This is a genomic window from Pseudomonas sp. NPDC087029 (assembly GCF_044745345.1).
GTDB classification, from domain to species: domain Bacteria; phylum Pseudomonadota; class Gammaproteobacteria; order Pseudomonadales; family Pseudomonadaceae; genus Aquipseudomonas; species Aquipseudomonas faucium.
Map to the genome: position 1 here is coordinate 170,088 of NZ_JBIVAB010000002.1, position 20,547 is coordinate 190,634.

Annotated in this window: 16 protein-coding genes; 3 read left to right on the top strand and 13 right to left on the bottom strand. The window is 63.6% G+C overall.

Going from position 1 to position 20,547, the window contains the following annotated elements:
* Positions 1–66: 66 nt before the first annotated feature.
* Both msbA and ACIPG5_RS04230 read right to left on the bottom strand, forming a co-directional pair.
* Positions 67–1,875: a lipid A export permease/ATP-binding protein MsbA gene (gene msbA, locus ACIPG5_RS04225; protein WP_401373489.1), complete on the bottom strand. Its 1,809-nt coding sequence runs from the start codon at positions 1,873–1,875 to the stop codon at positions 67–69.
* A 15-nt stretch (positions 1,876–1,890) separates the two neighbouring features.
* Complete coding sequence (locus ACIPG5_RS04230; protein ID WP_176516145.1) at positions 1,891–3,066, bottom strand: O-antigen ligase; 1,176 nt, start codon at positions 3,064–3,066, stop codon at positions 1,891–1,893.
* Between the two features lie 100 nt (positions 3,067–3,166).
* On the opposite strand from ACIPG5_RS04230, the gene ACIPG5_RS04235 reads away from it, so the two are divergent.
* Positions 3,167–3,772 (top strand): toluene tolerance protein, encoded by a 606-nt coding sequence (locus ACIPG5_RS04235; protein ID WP_176516146.1) that lies wholly within the window; start codon positions 3,167–3,169, stop codon positions 3,770–3,772.
* 3 nt (positions 3,773–3,775) lie between these two features.
* On the opposite strand, the gene ACIPG5_RS04240 is transcribed toward ACIPG5_RS04235, so the two are convergent.
* The 9 genes from ACIPG5_RS04240 to putP all read right to left on the bottom strand — a co-directional run bounded on the left by ACIPG5_RS04240 (position 3,776) and on the right by putP (position 14,662).
* The gene (locus ACIPG5_RS04240; protein ID WP_176516148.1) at positions 3,776–4,867 is read right to left on the bottom strand and encodes a glycosyltransferase; all 1,092 of its coding nucleotides are present in this window, start codon (positions 4,865–4,867) and stop codon (positions 3,776–3,778) included.
* Positions 4,868–4,912: 45 nt separating this feature from the next.
* Positions 4,913–5,686, bottom strand: a complete 774-nt coding sequence (locus ACIPG5_RS04245; RefSeq protein ID WP_176516150.1) for a glycosyltransferase family 2 protein — start codon at positions 5,684–5,686, stop codon at positions 4,913–4,915.
* Between the two features lie 67 nt (positions 5,687–5,753).
* On the bottom strand, positions 5,754–6,710 hold the full coding sequence (locus ACIPG5_RS04250) for a glycosyltransferase (RefSeq protein ID WP_176516152.1): 957 nt from the start codon (positions 6,708–6,710) through the stop codon (positions 5,754–5,756).
* Positions 6,711–6,757: 47 nt separating this feature from the next.
* Positions 6,758–8,161, bottom strand: coding sequence for a PIG-L deacetylase family protein (locus ACIPG5_RS04255; RefSeq protein ID WP_176516154.1), 1,404 nt, complete (start codon positions 8,159–8,161; stop codon positions 6,758–6,760).
* The gene (locus ACIPG5_RS04260; RefSeq protein WP_401373493.1) at positions 8,158–9,054 is read right to left on the bottom strand and encodes an antimicrobial resistance protein Mig-14; all 897 of its coding nucleotides are present in this window, start codon (positions 9,052–9,054) and stop codon (positions 8,158–8,160) included. The genes ACIPG5_RS04255 and ACIPG5_RS04260 overlap by 4 nt, the downstream gene beginning before the upstream one ends.
* Positions 9,054–10,184: a glycosyltransferase gene (locus ACIPG5_RS04265; protein ID WP_401373495.1), complete on the bottom strand. Its 1,131-nt coding sequence runs from the start codon at positions 10,182–10,184 to the stop codon at positions 9,054–9,056. The genes ACIPG5_RS04260 and ACIPG5_RS04265 overlap by 1 nt, the downstream gene beginning before the upstream one ends.
* Positions 10,168–11,925 (bottom strand): carbamoyltransferase, encoded by a 1,758-nt coding sequence (locus ACIPG5_RS04270; RefSeq protein ID WP_176516160.1) that lies wholly within the window; start codon positions 11,923–11,925, stop codon positions 10,168–10,170. Before ACIPG5_RS04270 ends, ACIPG5_RS04265 begins: the two co-directional genes overlap by 17 nt.
* Positions 11,926–12,163: 238 nt before the next feature.
* A complete protein-coding gene (locus ACIPG5_RS04275; RefSeq protein WP_016395292.1) occupies positions 12,164–13,000 on the bottom strand; it encodes a 23S rRNA (adenine(2030)-N(6))-methyltransferase RlmJ in 837 nt (278 codons plus the stop codon).
* Between the two features lie 183 nt (positions 13,001–13,183).
* Complete coding sequence (gene putP, locus ACIPG5_RS04280) at positions 13,184–14,662, bottom strand: sodium/proline symporter PutP (RefSeq protein WP_401373498.1); 1,479 nt, start codon at positions 14,660–14,662, stop codon at positions 13,184–13,186.
* A 74-nt stretch (positions 14,663–14,736) separates the two neighbouring features.
* Between putP and ACIPG5_RS04285 the strand changes: the two genes are divergently transcribed.
* Together ACIPG5_RS04285 and putA are read left to right on the top strand one after the other, a co-directional pair.
* Positions 14,737–14,988 carry a hypothetical protein gene (locus ACIPG5_RS04285; protein ID WP_401373500.1) on the top strand — a complete coding sequence of 84 codons (252 nt, stop codon included), beginning with the start codon at positions 14,737–14,739 and terminating at the stop codon, positions 14,986–14,988.
* A gap of 33 nt (positions 14,989–15,021) precedes the next feature.
* Positions 15,022–18,975: a trifunctional transcriptional regulator/proline dehydrogenase/L-glutamate gamma-semialdehyde dehydrogenase gene (gene putA, locus ACIPG5_RS04290; RefSeq protein WP_401373502.1), complete on the top strand. Its 3,954-nt coding sequence runs from the start codon at positions 15,022–15,024 to the stop codon at positions 18,973–18,975.
* Between the two features lie 339 nt (positions 18,976–19,314).
* Here putA and ACIPG5_RS04295 read toward each other — a convergent pair whose 3' ends face one another.
* Both ACIPG5_RS04295 and ACIPG5_RS04300 read right to left on the bottom strand, forming a co-directional pair.
* Positions 19,315–19,695, bottom strand: a complete 381-nt coding sequence (locus ACIPG5_RS04295) for a hypothetical protein (RefSeq protein ID WP_401373504.1) — start codon at positions 19,693–19,695, stop codon at positions 19,315–19,317.
* A 114-nt stretch (positions 19,696–19,809) separates the two neighbouring features.
* On the bottom strand, positions 19,810–20,448 hold the full coding sequence (locus ACIPG5_RS04300; RefSeq protein ID WP_401373505.1) for a hypothetical protein: 639 nt from the start codon (positions 20,446–20,448) through the stop codon (positions 19,810–19,812).
* Positions 20,449–20,547 lie beyond the last annotated feature (99 nt).

The following is a 20,547-nucleotide window of genomic DNA, read 5'->3' on the forward strand; positions in this document are numbered from 1 at the left end:
CGGCCAGATCGGGCCCTGGAAAATTCCAGTGACAATCGGGGCCGCAAGGCCCCGATCAAGGTAGGCTCAGGTGATATCGGCCTTGGTCGGCTCGTCCAGGCCCATGGCATGCAGGCGGGCATAATGGCCATTTGCAGCCAGCAGCTCGGCATGGGTGCCACGTTCCACCAGGCGGCCCTGGTCCATGACCAGGATCTGGTCGGCCTTCTCGATGGTCGACAGGCGGTGAGCGATCACCAGGGTGGTACGGCCTTGCATCACGTGGTCCAGCGCGGCCTGGATATGCCGTTCGGATTCGGTGTCCAGGGCCGAGGTCGCTTCGTCGAGGATCAGCAGCGGGGCGTTCTTCAGCAAGGCCCGGGCAATTGCCAGGCGCTGGCGCTGGCCGCCGGAGAGCAGCACGCCGTTTTCGCCCACCTCGGTGTCGAAGCCTTTGGGCAGGCGGTCGACGAACTCCTTGGCATAGGCGTCGGCCGCTGCCGCTTCGATGTCCGCGCGCGGGGCGCCGGCCAGGTCGCCGTAGGCGATGTTGTTGGCCACCGTGTCGTTGAACAGGGTCACATGCTGGGTCACCTGCGACACGTGCTTGCGCAGGTTGCGCAAGCGATAGTCCTCGATTTCCACGCCATCGAGCAGGATCTGCCCTTTGCTGTGGTGATAGAAGCGCGGAATCAGCGCCGCCAGGGTCGACTTGCCGCTGCCGGAGCGGCCCACCAGGGCAATCATCTGCCCAGGTTCGGCGACGAAGCTGATATCGCTGAGCACTTCGCGTTCGGTGTTCGGGTAGGTGAAGCTCAGGTTGCGCACTTCCAGGCGCCCCTGCACGCGCTCCTTCTCGACCGCGCCGGTATCGAGCTCAGGCTCCTCGTCCAGCTGCTCGAAGATGCTTTCGGCGCCGGCCAGGCCCTTCTGGATGGTCGAGCTGACTTCCGAAAGCTGGCGGATCGGCTTGGGCAGCAGGCCCGCGGCCGTGATGTAGGCCACCAGGTCACCGGCGGTGGACTCACCGCGCAGGAACAGCACCAGGAACATCAACGCGGCCATGGCGCTGTAGATCACCAGCTGCAGCATCGGCGTATACAGCGAACCGGTCTTGGTCATGCGCAGCTGCTTGTCGGTGTTGCTCTGGCTGGCGCGACCGAAGCGCTGCTGCTCGTAGGCTTCGCCGCCGAAGCTGCGCACCACACGGTAACCCTGGATGGTTTCGGACGCGACGTGGGTCACGTCGCCCATGGCCACCTGGATCTTCTTGCTCTGCTTGCGGAATTTCTTGCTGGCGACGCTGACCATCACCGCGATCACCGGCAGGATGGCGACCATCACCAGGGTCAGGTGCCAGTTCATCCACAGCAGGTAGGCGAACAGGAACACCACCGTCAGGCCTTCGCGGATAACCACCTTGATCGCGTCAGTGGCGGCGCCGGTGACCATGGTCACGTTGAAGGTGATGCGCGAGATCAGGTGCCCGGAGTTGTGGTTGTCGAAATAGCGGTTGGGCAGTACCAGCAGCTTGTTGAACAACTCGACGCGCAGGTCATGCACCAGGCACAGGGAAACCTTGGCCAAAAAATAGTTGCCCAGGAACGACCCCAGCCCCTGCCAGGCGGCGATCAGGATGATCAGCAGCGGCACCGCCTGCAGCAACTGCAGGTCGCGCAGGTACGGCACGTTGGGGAACAACACCGCTTCGGGGTTGCTCAGGCCATCGACGAAGTATTTCAAGATGCCGGCCAGCATGGGCTGGGTCGAGGCAAAGATCACGAAACCGATGATGCTCAGCAGGAAAATGCCGACATAGGGTTTCACGTAGCTCAGCAGCCGGAAGTAGATCTTCAGGCTGGAGGAATGCTCCGCCGGTCGCGGTGTTTCGGCCATCATCGAGCTCGCTGTTCAGGTTGAACCGGAAATTTTACCACAGGCGCCCTTTTCGGCACGCCCCCAGGGTAACAACATGGCCAGGCCGACCGTCAGCCAGCTGACGAACCATTCGGCGCGCGGGGTTCCGCTGATGCTGGCGGCATCGAACTGCATGGCCAGGGTCGAGTAGACCCACAGCGCGAGCAGGATCTTGCCCATCAGGGTATTCCGGGCACGCACGATTTCGCCCAGGGCGAACAGCCAGGCGGCGACCCACAGCAGCATGCCGGGCAGGCCTATCTCGATCGCGACGTGGGTGAACATGTTGTGCGAGTGATCGAACACCTTCCTCGCCGTTCTCACATCGTATTCGGCACCCAGCCCCAGCCCCGTCCAGGGACGCTCGCCGATCATCTGCAGCACCGCCTGGAAAATCTCCGGACGGTAAGAGGAGCCACGCTGGGTGATAACGTCGTAGACAAAGAAAAAGGCAAGACCGGTGGCAAGCAATGCCAGCACCGCGAAGAGCCGGCTATGACGGTCACGGAACCACAGCGGCGCAAGTACCACGGTAATCAGCAACGCCAACACCGCGCCACGGCTCTGGCTGAGCGCAATGAACGCTCCCAGGCATGCCAATGCCAGCACCCAGCCAAGCTGGGCGGCGCGCTGCCGAGGCATTTGATAGAGCAGCATCAGCACGGCCGCCCCTATTACATAGGCGCCGAGAATCGGGTGCGATATTTCACCGATGCCTTCGATACGATTCAGCAATGGCCGGCCTTGCACGCCATAGAACTTGACGATAGAGATCAGTGCGGCAATCGCCAGCAAGCCAGCACCGAGCTGCAGCAAGCAGCGAATGCGCGCGAGCCCGGCCTGGGCCAGCAAGGGGAACGCCATCAGAAACACCAGGATGTAGACCAGCCGCTTCACCTCACGCCCGGGATCCGGTGCAGTCGACCACACCAGCGTCAGCCCCGCCCACACCATCAATGCCAGCAGAGAGGCCCATAGCGCCGGCTGGAGCCGGAACGCCTGCAGATACACCGCCCGCGCCGACCACGCGAGCACCAAAGTAGGCAGCCATAAAAACAGCACCAGGCCTTGTTGATAAATCTTGTTGCTGGGCGCCAGGGCGATCGCCGCCACGAACCAGACCAAGCCAAAACCCAACCAGGCCCGTGCCCAGTTTTTTTCGTACAACATCCATTCCCCCGGTCACTCAAAAGACACCATCATGGTGCTACCGCATTATTTTCGGCATTATTGCCGGTCATTTTGTTCGCCAGACGACAAGGCTCAATTCATGCAATGCTCCCGGCTCAACCAGGTCGACTTCGATCAGCTGACACTTGGCGCCCAGGTGATAGAGGCAGACAGCCATGGCGCCAAAGTCTACCTGCTCGAGGATGGTAATTTCCTCAAGGTTTTTCGTCGCAAGCGTCTGATTTCATCTGCACTGCTGCGCCCTTACTCACAGCGCTTCATCGACAATGCCGAACGCCTTGCGCAACTGGGCATTCCCACCCTGCAGGTGATCAGCTATCACAAGCTCGACCTGCCAGGGCGCACGGCGGTGCTGTACCGCCCGCTGCCGGGACGCACGCTGTTGCAGATGTCGCGCGATATCGACTTCAGCTGGGCCACCTACCTGCCGCGCCTGATCGAACTGATTCGCCAGCTGCACCGCAGCGGGGTGTATTTCCGCTCGCTGCACCTGGGCAATGTAGTGGTAACGCCTGACGATCGCCTTGGCCTGATCGACGTGGCAGACATGCGTTTCCTGCGCCCGCCGCTGTCGGCACGGATGGTTCGGCGCAATGTGCAGCACATGGTGCGCTACATCGAACGGGAGAAGCTCGGCGACCGCTTCCCGCTCGCCGACTTCGAGGCGGCCCTGCTGGCGCGCTGAACCTCAGCCGCGCAGCAGGCTCGCCGAGCCATGCTGGAAGGCCAGCCAGGCCGCCTCCGGCGCCAGCGCCTGGCGCTGCCTGGCGGCCAGGGCCGCCGCGCCACACGCATCACAGTGCGCGATGGCATCGGCCCAGGCATCGAGATCGCCAACCGGCAGGTAGCGCCCCGCGCCTTCGAGCTGCTCGCGAAATACCGGCAAGTCACTGCAGATTACCGGCACATCGGCCATCACTGCCTCTTGCACCACCAAACCCAGGCCTTCGGCACGGGACGGCACCAGAAGCCAGTCGAGCGCGTTGTAGAGCTGGCGCAGGTCATCGCGGTAGCCGCACAGGTGCACCCGTTCGCGCAAGCCCAGCGCCTCGACCCGCGCCTGCAGCGCCCCACGCAACGGGCCGTCGCCGATAATTGCCAGGTGCAAGTGAGGTTGCAGGGCCGCGCCTTTGGCAAATGCCTCGATCAACATATCGAAACCTTTGCTCTCCACCAGCCGGCCCACGGCGCCAATCACCTGCTCGCTACCTGAGGGCAAGGCCAGCGCCTGTCGCGCCTGCTCCCGGCTCATCAAGGCGTGACGGAAGGTCTCTGGCTCCAGGGCCATACGCAAGGTCTGCACTGGCCGGCCGAGGTCTCGCTCCAGCGATTGCGCGAGGGTATGCGAAACCGCGGCGATGCTCAGGCGCTCGGCAGGCAATGCACTGAGCAGGCGAATGTCGCTGGCCTGCAAGCGGGTGCGCCCATGGAACAGCACTTTCGCCCGCACGCCAGGAAACTTCTGCAGCAATGGCAGCGCCAGGCGTGCAACACCAATGCCATCGAGCAGCAGCACGTCGGCCTGGGCTTCGGTCAGCGCCTTGCGCAGGCGCATGCGCAGCCATGGGCGCAACAGGCGCCACAGATGGCGCCCTTTCAGCGCCCGCTGAGGCATATGCCATTCACGCGTGGAGCCCAGCCCACAACACAGGCCACTGCCCAGCAGCAGCCAGTTGCTGATACGGGCATCGGCACCGGCATTGGACAACACCTGCCGGTGCACCTGGTGGATGGACATGTAGGGCGAACCGCCTGCCCACATCATGTTGACGATGTTCATGGGGTTAGTGCCCCTCTCCCGTGCAAGCCAGGTGGGACAGCGATGTCATTGAACAAAAAAAGATATTCCCAAGCCTACCAAGGCACCCATAACCAGCGTCAATGCCAGCTTTATCCGATCTCTCTGGCGCCGTTTGGCCTTGCGCTGAACCTCTTCGGGCAAGGTTACGTGGCTGCCAAACCCCGTGTGCAAGACTGCATCACCCTCCAGCGATACAGCTGTCAGATTTAACTCAGCATAGCGGCGGGAAAGCGCTTTCTCACCAGAATAGGCGGCAAATGGCGCACAGCGCTGATAATCGCTCAGGCGACGCAAGCCTGGGTTGAGCGAAAACGCCTGCCACTCGGCCTTTTCCGACAACAGAGGGTAGCAAGGCACCCCGGCGATCACCTGGCGATCACCCAGGTGAATGTAAGGGCTGTGGATCGCCAGGTCATGGGCATAGCTGCGCAACCAGACCTGCAACAGGTCGGGGCGCTCGCCCAGTACCGTGCGGGAATCTTCCACGAAACCCTGGCGATAGAACTGCCAGTCATCTTCACAGTGGAAGATGTAAGGCGTCCTGACCCGGCTATAGGCCAGGTCGATGGACGGCAACTGCCCAAGCTTGGGGCGGTTGACGAACACCGTGCAATACGGCTTCCAGTGCTCGGGCACAGCGCCGTGCACGGCATCGTCCCCCGAGTCTTCGGTAATCAATACTTCACGTACAGGCGCGGTGTTAAAGCGATCGAAACTCTCAAGGGTGTCCTTGAGCAGGTCGAATCGGCCGCAGCTGGTCACGACAAGCGTGACATCACTTTCTTCAGAAAAGCGCACCGGACTCCCTCCGCGTTGCGACAATCGACTTCCCGTTCCCGGTCCGTGAGCACGAAAGTTCTTTTGGTTAAATTCCCAACTTCAAGCGCAACCGCTGCCATGCGGACAGGGGTGGGTGCAGCCTCAGTGCCGGGCGCATGTGGTCGACGATGCTACGGCCAACTTCAGCAAAACTGAAACGGGAAACTGCCAAATGGCGCCCGTTTTCTGCAATTTGCCGTGCCAACGCAGGGTCGGCGCGCAACGTTTTCAGCTTTGCCTGCAGGGTCGGAATGCTGTCGTAGAACACCACGTTGTGCATGTCCTGCAGGCCCAGGGCGCGGTTTTCTTCCTCGCCCTGGTCGAATGCCAGCAGCACGCAACCGCAGGCCATGGCTTCGAAATTCTTGATCATGTACTCGCCCATGCCGACATCGGCACTGACGAAAAAGCGGATGCGGTTGAGGGTGTTGCAGTAGTCCTCGCCCGACTTGGTACGGGTCACCACCAGGTTTTCCACCCGCCCCAGCTCGTCCAGCAGCGCCTTGCGCCCACTGTAGGCGACGCTGTTGGTGCTGCCGACGAAGGCCAGTTCGATGTCACGCTCGCGGCCCTGGTCGTTGAGCAGCTGCTCATCGTAGCCCTTGGGCACGAAGACCGCATCGAACCCTTCCTGGCGCAGCCGCTCGCTGACCATGTAGCCGGAGCTGATGACCCGCGCCCAGGGCAACTTGCGGTAATGGGCGCTGAACTTGCCGGTGTACTTGCAAGGGATGTAGTTCTGGTAGGCATCGTGTTCGAGGATCACCAGGTTGGGCACCGTGCGGATGAACGCGACCTGGCGGATTTCCTGCTTGAAGCGCAGGAAGAAGACGATGCGGTCATAACGCTCGACCTGCACTTCACGCTTGAAGTAGCGGCGCAGGTTGCGCTGATCTTCGCTGGTCAGCCAGCGCAAGTCGCACTCGCAGTTGGCCGCGACGCCGTCGTACAGGCGATCGAGGATGGCCCGCTGTTCCTTCTGCACCAGAAATAGGACTTTCATTGCTTTCCTTTGGCGCTCTGCGCCTTCGCGGTCAACCATCAGCGTTGTTACAGCTCGCGGCGCCAGAACAGTTCATGGCGGCGCACGGCCTTGCGGAAGAATTCGTTCTCGCCGTAGGGCGAAGGCCGCCGCCCAGCCAGCCAGCGCTGCAGCAACCGGCGCAGGCGACGCTTGAACGGCGCCCGGGGCTGCAGGTCGTGCATCATGCCCAAGGCCATGGCCTTGTCGCGCTGGGTCGCCAGGTCCAGCACCAAGGTGCACGGCGCCCAGGCCTGCTCGGCGCTCATTTGCGGCGGCAGGGCCACGCCATCGCCGCTGTCACCCATCGGCCAGCGGTCGTTGTCATGCAGGTGGTTGGCGTAGCAGAGCAGCGTCTGCGGCTGCCACGCCAGGCCCTGCAGGGCCTCCAGCACAGCGGCCTGGGCACAGATATGGTCGGGGTGGGGGTCGAGCTGCGGGTGCGGCATGACCAGCACCTCGGGCTTGGCCATCTCCAGCAGCGCACGCAGGTCGGCCAGCAGGTTGCGCCAGGTCGGCGCGCCATCGCTGTCGCCCGGCAACGGGAACGGGTTGAACTGGCGGAACGGGCGAATATCGGCCATGTCCGCTTCGCGGGAGGCGGCCGGGGTATCCGGCGCGGCCTGCATGGCAGGCAGCTGCAGGCAGAAATAGCCCAGCTGCAGGCAATGCGCTTCCGGCACCCCGGCCCAGCGTGGCACGGCAATGCTGTCCCAGGCACGCAGGCGGCCCTTGAGGCGGGCGGCCTCGGCCTTGGCCAAGCCCATCTGCTGATAATGCTGGGCCTCGATCTCGCCAGCGGTCAGGGTCACCACCCAGGTTTCGTCTGCCTGGCTGTACAAGCCGTAGGCCGCCAGTTCCGCATCATCAGCATGCGGCGCAATCACCATCACCCGGCGCCGTTGCAGCTCGACACTGGGCGTTACCCACAGGCGCGGCTCGCCCAGCACGCGGCAATGACGCCCACGCACCCGCAGCGTACCCGCCTGCAGCGGTGTGGCCAGCCCGGTCAGGTTGAGAAAGCGCACCCCATCCACGCCCCGCTCGAACGCCTGGCTGTCGCTGCCCGAATCGGCCAGCAGCTCGACGCGCGGGTCGAGAAAACGCCCCAGCCAGCCGCTTTTTACCCGCACTTCGAGAATCAGCGTTTCATCGCCTTGCAGTAGCGTATCGGCCTTGAGCAGCCCGCCACGCCAGGTGACGGCGCCTTCACGGGTGTGCTCGCCAAAGCGGTAGGCATAGTCTTCGTTCGGTGCATAGAACAGGTGATCGGCGAACCAGGCCTCGTGCGCGGCCCACAGCAGTGGCAGCAGCAACAGCGGCAGCCACCACCAGGCGAACACGCCCAGGCACACCAGCGCGACCAGGCCAGCCAGCAGGCCCAGGCGCTTGTTGCGCCGGTGGCGCTTGAGCAACTGCTGCTTGCGACTCACGCCTGGTACACCGGCACGGGGTTGCACCAGCGGTCCTTGTACTCGCGGTCGGCACGACCGAACGAGAACCGCAGCGGCTTGTTGCGCGCCCGGGCATCTTCCCAGGCAGCCTGGGTGTTGAGGAAACTCAGCACGCTGCCGGGGCTGAACGCCTTGGTTTCAGGGTCGACGCCGCCGTTGACGTATTCGACGCTGACCCATTCCGGCGCCTCGACCCGATACACCAGCTGAATGGCGATGGGCTTGTCCTCGAGCATCAGCACCGAGCCGATCAGCAGCTCGCGCAAGCGCTCGATCACCTCGGCCATGCGCTCGGCGCCAGTGGCCGGGAAATTCCAGCGGCGCTGGAACAGGTCCAGGTACATGGCCGCGATCTCGCTGGCGCTGAACTCGCTGATCGGGCGTACCACGCCGCCCGCCTCTTCCAGCAGGCGCAACTCGCGGCGCTGGTTGTAGCGGAATTTCTTCGACAGGTCTTCAGGCGCCCTGGCCATGGCCAGTTGCTCCTTCTGTGCCTTGAGGCCAGTGAAGCGCCCTTGGCTCAGTTCGGACAGATAGCGCCCGGCATGGCGCAAAGGCGCCGCAGCATCGGCGGCGGCCGGCAGCAGGATCTCGGCATTACCCAGGTCGAACAGGCCCTTCTTGCCCGCGCGCTTGAGCACCTCCTTGGACAGCGCCAGGTGACGCCCCCAGGCAGGAATGGCCGCCTTCAGCTCGCCCGCCTGGTGCCAGCCCAGGTAACGCACGGGAATCTGCGCCAGCTCAGCGAGCTGTTCGATCACCAGCGGATGCGTCGCCACACTGCCGCCGAAGCGCGCCCAGGCCTGGGCATAAGTGGCGGCATCGATGACCTGCCAGCCGCGCTCGCGAAACGCTTGAATATGATTGAGCATCACGCCTTCGCCACCAACGCACGTACCTGCGGCAATTGCCAGAAGGCCTCGCGCACCGCCTGGTCGGAAAACCGCTGCTGCAGGCGTTGCAGCATGTGCATGGCACACGCCTCGCGCTGCTGCGCATCCAGCTGGGCCATGTGCTGCAGGCCCTGGGCCAGCTGCCCGGCGTCACCGAGCGGGAACAGCATGCCCACGCCCTCGACCACCTCGCGTGCGCCACCGCAGGCCGTGGCCAGCACCGGCATGCCGGCGACCATGGCTTCGAGCAGGACCATGCCGAACGGCTCATGGTCGGAGCTCAGGGCGAACACGTCGAATGCCTGGAAATAGCGGCGCGCATCGGGTACCTGGCCAAGGAAGTCGACCTGCCCGGCGATACCCAGCTCTGCGGCCTGTGCCTTGAGCTTGTCTTCCAGGCGGCCTTTGCCAAGGATGGCCAGGCGTGCGCCAGCCGGCAGCATCGGCAGCGCCTGGGCAAAGCCACGCAGCAAGGTGGCCTGGTCCTTGTCCGGGTGCAGGCGCCCGACGTTACCCACCACCCACGCCTGCGCATCCAGCCCGAGCGCCTCGCGCGCTTCGGCGCGAGGCACCAGGGCCGCTTCCAGGGCCTGGATGTCGATGCGGTTGTACAGGGTCTGGATGCGCTCGGCAGGCCAGTGCGGCAAGCAGCGGCGCATGTCGTCACGCACCGCGTCGGACACGCCGAGCAGGCTCAAACGTTTGCTGAACAGGTTGGCGAACAGCCGCCGCCCCTTGCGCTGATAGTCGCCGAAGGCATGGTGCACGCCGATCACCGGCAGGCCGGTCGCCAGCAACGTTATATAGATCGGCTTGAAGCGGTGGGCGATGCAGAAGCTGAAATCGCGCTCGGCAGCAATGCGCCGCAAGGCGCGGATGGCGCCGAGCTTCAGGCCGCGCACGGCCTTGGAGCTGAATTCCAGGAACAGCACCTCGTCCGACGCGCAACCGGCCGCGACCTGCGGGTCGCGGGCGCCGGTGAGAAAGACCGTGGTGACCTTGTAGCCGCTGCCCTGGAACAGGCTGGCGTACTGACGGGCGCAGTCGAGGAACGGCCCGTCATAGCCATGGCAGAACTGCAGCACACGCGGTTCAGAGCGGCTGGTCATACGCGGCCGCGCCGTCCTTGACGACCAGGATGTCTTCCATGATCAGGTACTGCAGGTCCGAACCGAAGAACATGTTCAGGGCATCGGTCGGCGAGCAGATCATCGGCTCGCCGCGGCGGTTCAGCGAAGTGTTCAGCGACACGCCGTTGCCGGTCAGGTCCTCCAGCGCCTTCATCATGTCGTAGTAGCGCGGGTTGTACTCGCGCTTGAGCACCTGGGCTCGCGACGTGCCGTCCTCGTGCACCACTTCCGGTACGCGGGTCTTCCACTCTTCAGCCACTTCGAAGGTGAAGGTCATGAACGGCGCCGGGTGGTCGACCTTGATCATCTGCGGTGCGACGGTGTCGAGCATCGACGGGCAGAAGGGTCTCCAGCGCTCGCGGAACTTGATCTGGTGGTTGATGCGGTCGGCCACGCCTTCGACGCTCGGGCAGCCGATGATCGAACGACCACCCAGCGCACGCGGGCCGAACTCCATGCGGCCCTGGAACCAGGCCACCGGGTTGCCGTCGACCATGATCTTGGCGATCTGCTGCGGCATGTTGTCGAGCTTGCGCCATTTCGGCTGGTTCGGGTGACGGGCGCAGGCGGCGATCACGTCCTCGTTGGAGTAAGACGGGCCGAGGTAGACGTGTTCCATTTTCTCGACCGGCACGCCACGGGCATGGGACACATAGGCAGCGGCACCCACCGCGGTACCGGCGTCGCCGGAAGCCGGCTGGACGAACAGCTCCTTCACGTCGGGACGGGCGATGATCTTCTGGTTGAGCTTGACGTTCAGCGCGCAGCCGCCGGCGAAGGCCAGCTTGCCGGTTTCACGCAGGGTGTCGCCCAGGTAGTGGTCGATCATCTGCAGCGCCAGCTTCTCGAACAGCGCCTGCATGCTGGCCGCATAGTGGATGTACGGCTCGTCGGCGATGTCGCCTTCGCGCTTGGGGCCCAGCCATTCGATCAGCTTGGGCGAGAAGTAGAAGCCCTTGCCCTTCTCTTTATAGCGGCGCAGGCCGATCACGTTGGCGTATTCGGTGTTGATCACCAGTTCGCCGTTCTCGAAGCTGGCCAGGCGCGAGAAGTCATATTTGCTGGCATCGCCATACGGCGCCATGCCCATGACCTTGAACTCGCCATCGAGCATCTCGAAGCCGAGGAATTCGGTGATCGCGCCATACAGGCCGCCCAGCGAATCCGGGTCGAAGAATTCCTTGATCTTGTGGATCTTGCCGTTTTCGCCGTAGCCGAAGAAGGTCGTGGCGTACTCGCCCTTGCCGTCGATGCCGAGGATCGCGGTCTTTTCCTTGAAGCCCGAGCAGTGGTAGGCGCTGGAGGCGTGGGCCAGGTGGTGCTCCACCGGCTCGATCTTGACCTTTTTCGGGTCGAAGCCCAGTTGCTCCAGGCACCAGACGATCTTCTTGCGGTAGCGCTTGTAGCGGCGGTTGCCCATCAGGATGGCGTCGAGGGCGCGGTCCGGGGCGTACCAGTAACGCTTGGCATAGTGCCAGCGGGCCTTGCCGAACAGGCTGATCGGCGCGAACGGGATGGCGACCACGTCGACATCGGACGGTTTGATGCCCGCCTGCTCCAGGCAGAACTTCGCCGACTCGTAAGGCATGCGGTTCTTCGCATGCTTGTCACGCACGAAGCGCTCTTCTTCGGCGGCGGCAATCAGCTTGCCGTCGATGTACAGGGCCGCGGAAGGGTCATGGCTAAGGGCGCCGGACAGGCCAAGAATCGTCAATGCCAAGGGTTTAGCCTCTTCATTCGGTAGAGATGCGCCAGCGGCCTCGTGGGCGGGTGGCGGCTAAAGGGCGAGATTATAACGCAAACAAGTACGACACACCGCCCCCTTGTAGGAGCGGCCTTGTGTCGCGAAAGGGGCGCGCAGCGGCCCCAGTTTTTAGCAGCAACGCGGAGAATGTCGGGGCCGCTTCGCAGCCCTTTCGCGACACAAGGCCGCTCCTACAGAGGGATGCCGCCGCAGGTCACTCGGCGATCAGCCAGTCCATCCGGTAGCTACCCGCCGTCTGTGCCAATTCCTTGGCCAGCCACGGCAGCAGCTCCTTGAGCTCGTCTTCCAGGCCCCATGGCGGGTTGGCGATGGCCAGGCCCGAGCCGTTCAGGCCCTGCGGGCTGTCCTGGTGATGCACATAGAGCTCGACCCGCAGCAGCTTGGGCGCGCCCGTGCTGGTCAGGTCCTGGTAGAAGCGGGTCAGCGAGCGCTGGTCCTTGATCGGGTACCAGATCGCCGCGACCGTCTGGCGCATGCGGCCGATCGCCTCTTTCATCGAGGTGGTGCAACGCTTGAGCTCATCGGCCTGCTCGAAAGGCGGGTCGATCAGCATGATCGCGCGCTTCTCCGGCACCGGCAGCAGCGCCCGCGGCACGTGCCAGCCCTCGCCCAAGTGGACCACCACGCGGGGGTCCTTCTTCATGTTTTCCTTGAGCAGCGGGCCGTCTTCGGGGTGCTTCTCGTTGAGCAGCGCACGGTCCTGCTGGCGCATCAGGCGGCGCGCCAGCTCCGGCGAACCCGGGTAGTAGCGCAGCTCGCCATCGGCATTCAGGCGCTTGATGATGCGCAGGTAGTCGGCAGCCATCGCCGGCAGGTCATCACGGTTCCACAGGCGCGCGACACCTTCGAGGTATTCACCGGTACGGGTCGCCTGGTCGCCCTGCAGGTCATACAGACCGAGGCCGGCGTGGGTGTCGATATAGGCGAACGGCTGCTCCTTGCGCGACATCAGGGCGATGAGGCGGGTCAGCACGATGTGCTTGAGGACGTCGGCGTGGTTGCCGGCGTGGAAGGCGTGACGATAGTTCATGGAAACTCCTGCGGGGGCGGCAAGTTTACCTCGCCTTGCGCACGGAGTCAGGCCTGGCTGTCGATCGGCGCCGCCGCCATCGCCGGCAAGCCGGCTCCCACACGTTGAGCGCTACCCTCAAGAGCAGCGCCATACCTGTAGGAGCCGGCTTGCCGGCGATGGCGCCAGGCCAATCACCACGCGTTACTTGTCGGCGTGATAGGCCGCATCGGCCGTTTCAAAGCGCGCGACCATGCCCTTGGACGGGCTGCCCAGCTTGCTTACCAGCACGATGGCGACGCTGGCGAACAGGAAGCCCGGGATGATTTCGTACAGCCCGAGGGTGTCGAATTTCTTCCACAGGATGACGGTCAGCGCACCCACCACGATGCCAGCCAGCGCACCGTTACGGGTCATGCCCTTCCACAGTACCGAAATCAGCACCACCGGGCCGAAGGCGGCACCAAAGCCGGCCCAGGCGTAGGCCACCAGGCCCAGCACGCGGTTTTCCGGGTTGGCGGCCATGGCGATGGCGATCAGCGCCACGGCCAGCACCATCAGGCGGCCGACCCACACCAGCTCACGCTGGGAGGCATTCTTGCGCAGGAACGACTTGTAGAAGTCTTCGGTCAGGGCGCTGGAGCACACCAGCAGCTGGCAGCTCAAGGTGCTCATCACCGCCGCCAGGATGGCCGACAGCAGCACACCGGCGATCCATGGGTTGAACAGGATCTTCGCCAGCTCGATGAACACGCGCTCATGGTTCTCGGTGACCGGGCCTGCCAGCTCGGGGTGCGCGGAGAAGTAGGCGATGCCGAAGAAGCCCACGGCGCAGGTGCCGCCCAGGCACAGGATCATCCAGGTCATGGAGATGCGGCGGGCGTTGGCGATCGACTTGACCGAATCGGCGGCCATGAAGCGCGCCAGGATGTGCGGCTGGCCGAAGTAGCCCAGGCCCCAGCCCATCAGCGAGATGATGCCGATGAAGGTCGCGCCCTTGAACATGTCGAAGTTGGCAGGGTTCTGCGCCTCGATGGCGAGGAAGGTGGTGTCGATGCCGCCGGTGGAGATCAGCACGATGATCGGCGTCAGGATCAGCGCGAAGATCATCAGCGAGGCCTGCACGGTATCGGTCCAGCTCACCGCCAGGAAACCGCCGACGAAGGTGTAGGCGATGGTCGCCGCGGCACCCGCCCACAGCGCGGTCTCGTAAGGCATGCCGAAGGTGCTCTCGAACAGACGGGCACCGGCGACGATGCCGGAGGCGCAGTAGATGGTGAAGAACACCAGGATGACGATGGCCGAGATGATCCGCAGCAGGCCGCTGGCATCTTCGAAGCGGCTGGAGAAGTAGTCCGGCAGGGTCAGCGCATCGCCGTTGTGCTCGGTCTGCACGCGCAGGCGGCCGGCAACGAACAGCCAGTTGAGGTAGGCACCGACCGTCAGGCCGATGGCGATCCAGGCTTCGGACAGGCCGGAGAAGTAGATGGCGCCCGGCAGGCCCATCAGCAGCCAGCCACTCATGTCGGAGGCGCCCGCGGAAAGCGCGGTAACCACGCTGCCCAGGCTGCGTCCGCCCAGGATGTAGTCGGAAAGGTTGTTGGTGGAGCGATAGGCGGCGAAGCCGATCAGCACCATTGCCGCGATGTAGACCACGAAAGTGATCGTTAGTGGATTGCCCATGCGTGTGCCCTGGCGTTTGTTTTTATCTCATGCGCACCCGTAAGCGAGACGGTTGCACCCAGGCCGCGAATCCTATGCAACAACGCAAAGTAGGTGCAACCATTTTTCATTTGCAAGTTGCACCCGGCCGTGCATTTTCAGCTCAAGTGGCTTTTTTGCTCCCTTTTGGTGCGATAAGCGGGTTTTTCAGCAGAAAAACTGCGGCAAAAGTCAGTTTTTTACCTGCCGAAAAAGGCAGCAGACGAGTTGCACCTTTTACACAAAAAATTCGGGTTGCACCTGGTTGCACCCGAATTGTCCTACAGATACTCTTGACGCCAGCTTAGGCCACGACCGATGGCCAATAATGAGGATAAGAAATGGCGACGACCACCCTTGGGGTCAAACTTGACGACCCGACCCGCGAGCGACTCAAGGCCGCTGCGCAGTCCATCGACCGCACGCCGCACTGGTTGATCAAGCAAGCGATCTTCAATTACCTGGAGAAGCTCGAGGGTGGTGCCACCCTGACCGAACTCAACGGTCATGCCAGCAATGCCGCCGACGATGCCGGCGAAGTCCAGGCCGAACACAGCCATCAGTGCTTCCTGGAATTTGCCGAAAGCATCCTTCCGCAATCGGTGCTGCGCTCGGCGATCACTGCCGCCTACCGCCGCCCCGAGCAGGAAGTGGTACCGATGCTGCTGGAGCAGGCGCGCCTGAGCGCACCGCTGGCAGAGGCCACCAACAAGATGGCGGCGGGCCTTGCCGAAAAATTGCGTAACCAGAAGAGCGCCGGTGGCCGTGCAGGCATCGTTCAGGGCCTGCTGCAGGAATTTTCGCTGTCGTCCCAGGAGGGCGTGGCCCTGATGTGCCTGGCCGAAGCCCTGCTGCGCATCCCCGACAAAGGCACCCGTGACGCGCTGATCCGCGACAAGATCAGCACCGGCAACTGGCAGCCGCACCTGGGCAACAGCCCGTCGCTGTTCGTCAACGCCGCTACCTGGGGCCTGCTGCTGACCGGCAAGCTGGTTTCCACCCACAACGAATCCGGCCTCACCTCCTCGCTCACCCGCATCATCGGCAAGAGCGGCGAGCCGATGATCCGCAAGGGCGTCGACATGGCCATGCGCCTGATGGGCGAGCAGTTCGTCACCGGCGAAACCATCGCCGAAGCGCTGGCCAATGCCAGCCGCTTCGAAGCCAAGGGCTTCCGCTATTCCTACGACATGCTCGGCGAAGCCGCACTGACCGAGCACGACGCCCAGAAGTACCTGGCCTCCTACGAGCAGGCGATCCACTCGATCGGCAAGGCCTCCCATGGCCGTGGCATCTATGAAGGCCCGGGCATCTCGATCAAGCTGTCGGCACTGCACCCGCGCTACAGCCGCGCCCAGTACGAGCGCGTGATGGAAGAGCTGTACCCACGCCTGCTGTCGCTGACCCTGCTGGCCAAGCAGTACGACATCGGCCTGAACATCGACGCCGAAGAAGCCGACCGCCTGGAGCTGTCCCTCGACCTGCTCGAGCGCCTGTGCTTCGAGCCTTCGCTGGCCGGCTGGAACGGTATCGGCTTCGTCATCCAGGCCTACCAGAAGCGCTGCCCGTATGTGATCGACTACGTCATCGACCTGGCCAAGCGCAGCCGCCACCGCCTGATGATCCGCCTGGTGAAAGGCGCCTACTGGGACAGCGAGATCAAGCGCGCCCAGGTCGATGGCCTGGAAGGCTACCCGGTGTATACCCGCAAGGTGTACACCGACGTTTCCTACGTTGCCTGTGCACGCAAACTGCTGGCGGTACCAGAATCCATCTACCCGCAATTCGCCACCCACAACGCCCACACCCTGTCGGCCATCTACCACATCGCCGGCCAGAACTATTACCCAGGCCAGTACGAATTCCAGTGCCTGCACGGCATGGGCGAGCCGCTGTACGAACAAGTGGTGGGCAAGGTTTCCGAAGGCAAGCTGAATCGGCCGTGCCGCGTGTACGCACCGGTCGGCACCCACGAAACCCTGCTGGCCTACCTGGTTCGTCGCCTGCTGGAAAACGGCGCCAACACCTCGTTCGTCAACCGCATCGCCGACCACTCGATCTCCATCCAGGAACTGGTCGCCGACCCGGTCGCCAGCATCGAGCGCATGGGCACCCAGGAAGGCAGCATCGGCTTGCCGCACCCGCGCATCCCGCTGCCGCGCGACCTGTACGGCAGCGAGCGGGCCAACTCGGCCGGCATCGACATGGCCAACGAACACCGCCTGGCGTCGCTGTCCTGCGCCATGCTGGCCACCGCCAACAACGCCTGGAAAGCCGCCCCGCTGCTGGCCTGCGCCGCCAGCGAGGCCGCTGCCGTGCCGGTACTGAACCCGGCCGACCAGCGTGATGTAGTGGGCCACGTGCAGGAAGCCACGGTCGCCGACGTCGACAACGCCATCCAGTGCGCGCTGAATGCCGCGCCGATCTGGCAGGCCACCCCGCCGGCCGAGCGCGCCGCGATTCTCGAGCGCACCGCCGACCTGATGGAAGCCGAGATCCAGCCGCTGATGGGCCTGCTCATCCGCGAGGCCGGCAAGACCTTCGCCAACGCCATCGCCGAAGTGCGCGAAGCGGTGGACTTCCTGCGCTACTACGCCGTACAGGCCCGCCACGACTTCAGCAACGACGCCCACCGCCCACTGGGCCCGGTGGTGTGCATCAGCCCGTGGAACTTCCCGCTGGCAATCTTCACCGGCCAGGTGGCCGCGGCCCTGGCCGCCGGCAACCCGGTGCTGGCCAAGCCGGCCGAACAAACCCCGCTGATCGCTGCCCAGGCCGTGCGCCTGCTGCTCGAAGCCGGCATCCCGCAAGGCGTGCTGCAACTGCTGCCAGGGCGCGGCGAAACCGTCGGTGCTGGCCTGGTCGGCGACGAACGGGTCAAGGGCGTGATGTTCACCGGCTCCACCGAAGTGGCGCGCCTGCTGCAGCGCAATGTCGCCGGGCGCCTGGACAACCAGGGCCGGCCGATCCCGCTGATCGCCGAAACCGGCGGGCAGAACGCGATGATCGTCGACTCCTCGGCGCTGACCGAGCAGGTGGTGATCGACGTGGTGTCCTCGGCCTTCGACAGTGCCGGCCAGCGTTGCTCGGCCCTGCGCGTACTGTGCCTGCAGGAAGACTCCGCCGACCGCGTGATCGAAATGCTCAAGGGCGCCATGGCCGAAAGCCGCCTGGGCAACCCGGACCGCCTGGCCGTGGACATCGGCCCGGTGATCGACGCCGAGGCCAAGGCCGGCATCGAGAAGCACATCCAGGGCATGCGCGAGAAAGGCCGCGCGGTCTACCAGGTGGCCATCGCCGATGCGGCCGAGGTCAAGCGCGGCACCTTCGTCATGCCGACCCTGATCGAGCTGGAAAGCTTCGACGAGCTCAAGCGCGAGATCTTCGGCCCGGTGCTGCACGTGGTGCGCTACAACCGCCGCAACCTCGACCAGCTGATCGAGCAGATCAACGACTCCGGCTACGGCCTGACCCTCGGCGTGCACACCCGCATCGACGAGACCATCGCCAAGGTGGTGGAGCACGCCAACGCCGGCAACATGTACGTCAACCGCAACATCGTTGGCGCCGTGGTGGGCGTGCAGCCGTTCGGCGGTGAAGGCCTGTCCGGCACCGGCCCGAAAGCCGGCGGCCCGCTGTACCTGTACCGCCTGCTGTCGACCCGCCCGGCCGACGCGATTGGCCGTCACTTCCAGCAGCAGGACGGCGACGGCAAGCCGGACCGCACCCTGCACGAGCAGCTGATCAAGCCGCTGCACAGCCTCAAGGCCTGGGCCCAGGGCAACCAGCAAGCCGACCTGGTCGCGCTGTGCGAGCAGTTCGCCAGCCAGTCGCAAAGCGGCATCGCCCGCCTGCTGCCTGGCCCGACCGGCGAGCGCAACAGCTACACTATTCTGCCGCGCGAGCATGTGCTGTGCCTGGCCGACAACGAGGCTGACCTGCTCGCGCAGTTTGCCGCGGTGCTGGCAGTCGGCAGCTCGGCGGTGTGGGTGGATGGCGAACCAGGCAAAGCCCTGCGCGGCCGCCTGCCGAAGGAGCTGCAGGCCAAGGTCAAGCTGGTGGCGGACTGGAACAAGGATGAAGTGGCGTTCGATGCCGTGATCCACCATGGCGACTCGGACCAGCTGCGTGGCGTTTGCCAGCAGGTGGCCAAGCGTGCCGGCGCGATCGTTGGCGTGCACGGGCTGTCCAGCGGTGATCACCAGATTGCGCTGGAACGGCTGGTGATCGAGCGGGCGGTGAGCGTGAACACCGCTGCGGCGGGGGGGAACGCCAGCTTGATGACCATTGGCTGAGGCTGAGGGTTGGTGAGGAAGAAGGAGAGCTTAGGCTCTCCTTTTTTTGTGCCAGCGGGTGCCTGGCTTGGGTGTTGCAGCGCCCTTGAGATCGAGCGCCGCCCGCGCGGCGCATCGCGGATGAATCCGCTCCTACATTTGTTGCAACGTACCTATGTCTGAGAGGCCATGGTTGCCAGCCTTGTGGGTACGACGCAATGTCTCGGCAGGCGCCAAAAGCGGACAACCAGACCGTGGCACGTTGCAACAAATGTAGGAGCGGATTCATCCGCGATGCGCCGCGCGGGCGGCGCTCGATCTCATGACCACCACAAAGGTCGTGGCGAGCAGCCAGCTGCCCTACCTCGCTCGACGCAACCACCACAAACTCGCTGCCTTGGCCAATTCGGAAGCCACCAACAGGCAAGCCCACACCCAGTTACTCAAGCCGGCAACCAAAGCCGGCACCATCAAGAAAACAGACACCGACGGAACAATGAAGAACGCTCGAAATGGAATCTGCACAGCCGCAAAGTAGATAGCCGACCTGCCACCTCTATAAAACAGCACACAGCTCACAACCACGGAAAGCTGTACAGCAAGGCCCATCCATATCATCACCTCGAGGCCGCCGCCCCAATTGCTCATGTTGCCGAGCGCATCATTCAGGTCGGTCCAAAGCGGTATCGCACCCCGGCGCAGGCTGCTAAACAACACAAAACCGATATAGAAGGCATCCATGGCGCTCCAGAACAACAGCGTGGAACGCCTTGCGTTTGATACACACATCCCTGAAATCTCTCTACTGGCTGATCTGGCCCTATCGCCGGCAAGCCGGCTCCCACAGGCGCCCAATCAAGCGCCGACAATGTTGTAACTCAACAACACGGAAAGCAGCGTCAATAAAATAAGCAAGGGCCACATCACAAGGCCCAACGCCATCCCTAGCCAGTTCGCAGCCGTGAATCTAGCGTTCGACTGCCCGCTCTCATCTCCTTCACAGAAGTTAATGGCGCACTGAACCCGGGTGAGCGCAAACACCTGCAGGCCAAAGGCCCCAATAAGCAATGAACTCGCCAGATGTGGATGGCTCTGCCACAACCCCTGATCCACAAACAAGAGCATTATCCATCCAAGAACAATCGCGACCGTCAGCACAGCCGGAGACCACGCGTAGCTGCGCCCCGTCTGGCAAATCTTTTTATCGACGCACCTGAAAAGTGAGTACATGAAGAAGAGGCCAAAGAGTGCGCGCATGAGCGGTAAAACCCGCTCTCCCGTAGCAGCACGATGCAACACCCAGGAACGATGAAAACAGAAAAGCGAATACCCGCCGAATGTAAAAAGTGTCATGACTGCAAACTTCTTGGGGGACACGACGAAAAACTGCCGGTTAACCATAAATGAGGCGTTTGATTCTAACGACATTGATATCCAGCCCGCGACTTGAAAGGGATCACTATTCAACCGCTCTATCGCAAGGGAATCTGCCATACGCGTCCTAGGCGCAAGTAAGAATTTTCCTATAGACACCCCATCGGGCACCGGGCGAGCCCTCATCGGCCACGTCATCTTCTGAACCCATATCACCCA